Source organism: Streptomyces sp. NPDC055078 (assembly GCF_053607985.1).
Genome location: NZ_JBSGUP010000999.1, coordinates 1 through 1,984 on the forward strand (window position 1 = coordinate 1; position 1,984 = coordinate 1,984).

Annotated in this window: 1 protein-coding gene; it reads left to right on the plus strand. The window is 70.9% G+C overall.

Features of this window, described 5'->3' with window-relative positions; all coding sequences use genetic code 11:
• The first annotated feature begins 168 nt into the window (after positions 1-168).
• On the plus strand, positions 169-1,950 hold the full coding sequence (locus ACWF94_RS39530) for a trypsin-like serine protease (RefSeq protein WP_453499974.1): 1,782 nt from the start codon (positions 169-171) through the stop codon (positions 1,948-1,950).
• Positions 1,951-1,984: the final 34 nt, after the last annotated feature.

Consider the following 1,984-nt stretch of genomic DNA (forward strand, 5'->3'; position numbering starts at 1 on the left):
ACCTACGATCGGCCCGTTCAGGTGGGGGGATCCGGGGGGATTCCGCAGTGCCAGGAGAGGCCGGGGGGCCTCGGACCAGGGCTGCCCGCATATTCTTCGCGCCCCGCCGCCATCATTTCCCCGGTGGGGCGCTCGCGCTCCACCGGCACAGACCAAGGTGGTTACCGAGTGCAGCAACGCACCCGTGGTGGTCGGCCCCAGCGCCGGCTGAGACGTGAGATACCCGCCGTCGCGACCGTCATAGCCCTGGCCGGTACGGGCCTGCTGGCGACAGGTTCACAGGCCGCGGAGAACAGCGGCGCACCGTCCGTCGCCACGGCCGGACAGCCCGCCGAGCCGACACAGCGGGAACTCCGCGAGCGCGTGGCCGAGGCCATCGCGGCCGACGCGGCCACGAAGGGCTCCGCCGCCCCGGCCCCGCGCGGCGCCGCCAAGCCGAAGTCGGCGCCGGGCGCCCGCATCATCGGCGGCAAGCCGGCGTCCATCGCCTCGGCGCCGTGGATGGCCCAGCTCTACTTCGCCGACTCCCAGGGCAGCTACTTCTGCGGAGGCGCCGTCGTCGCCCCGACGAAGATCGTCACCGCGGCCCACTGCGTCCAGGGCATCGACTGGGCACGGACCGGAGCGGTCGTCACCGGCACCGACCGGACGCCCACCGACACCGGCCGCACGGACCCGCAGGGCAACCCGATCCTCGACTTCCACGGCGGCCAGGTCCGCGGCGCGTACCGCCAGTGGAACCACGCCAGATACGACTCCGCCACCATCAACAACGACGTGGCCGTCCTCACCCTGACCTCGCCGGTCAAGGCCAGGCCGCTGCCGCTCGTCAGGTCGTCCGACGCGGCGCTCTACCGGCCGGGCACGGACGGCAAGGTGTACGGCTGGGGCCGCACCAGCTCCACCAACCCCAACAGCGCCTCCGACCGGCTGAAGGTCGCCGACGCGGACGCCCAGTCCGACACCGCCTGCCGGACCGCGTACGGCTCCTACTTCAAGGCCGGCACGATGTACTGCGCCGGCAAGGCGCCCACCGGCAGCGACAGCACCTCCGAGACCACCTGCAACGGTGACTCCGGCGGACCGCTGGTCGTGGGCGGCAGGCTCGCCGGCATCGTCTCCTGGGGTGACATCGACTGCTCCGCACGGGGCAAGTACGGCGTCTACGCCAAGGCGAGCGCCTTCCAGGCCGGAATCCGCGCCCGCGTCAACGACACCAACTGGAGCGGCGACGACCACACCGCCGATCTGCTCGCCCGCTCCGGCAGCACGCTGTACGGCTGGATGTCGCGGGGCACCGGGATCACCCGCAAGTACACGTATCCCAACTTCGGCGGGGTGAATCTGCTGGTCCAGGCCGACCTGGACCGGGACGACTACCAGGATGTCGTCTACCGCCTCCCCAACGGCGACGTGCACTGGTCCTACAACGCCACCAAGACCAAGATCATCGCCAAGGGCTGGCGCGGCCATCGGCAGATCCTGGTGCCCGGCGATCTGACCGGTGACGAACTGCCGGACCTGATGACCGTGGAATCCAGTGGCAAGGCGTACCTCTACCCGGGGCGGGGCAACGGCACCTTCGCCGCGCGCGTTCTGATCGGCAGTGGCTGGAGCCAGTTCGACATGGTCCGCGGCCACGGCGACTACAACGCCGACGGCAAGGCCGATGTCCTGGCCCGTGGCGCCGGCGGCAAGTTCTACCTCTACAAGGGCACCGGCAGCGCGAAGACCCCGCTGGCGCCCAGGACCCTGCTCGCCGCGTCCATGAAGGGCATGAACGCGCTGGCCACCACCGGTGATGTCAACGCCGACGGCCACCCGGACCTGCTGACCCGGGACACGGCGGGCAAGCTGTGGCTCTACCCCGGCTCCGGGGCGTCGACCGGGAACTTCGGAAAGCGGGTCCTCTTCGGGACCGGCTGGAAGTCGTACAACCTCTTCGGCTGAGCGGGCTGACCCGATCACCCGACTGTGCCCACCG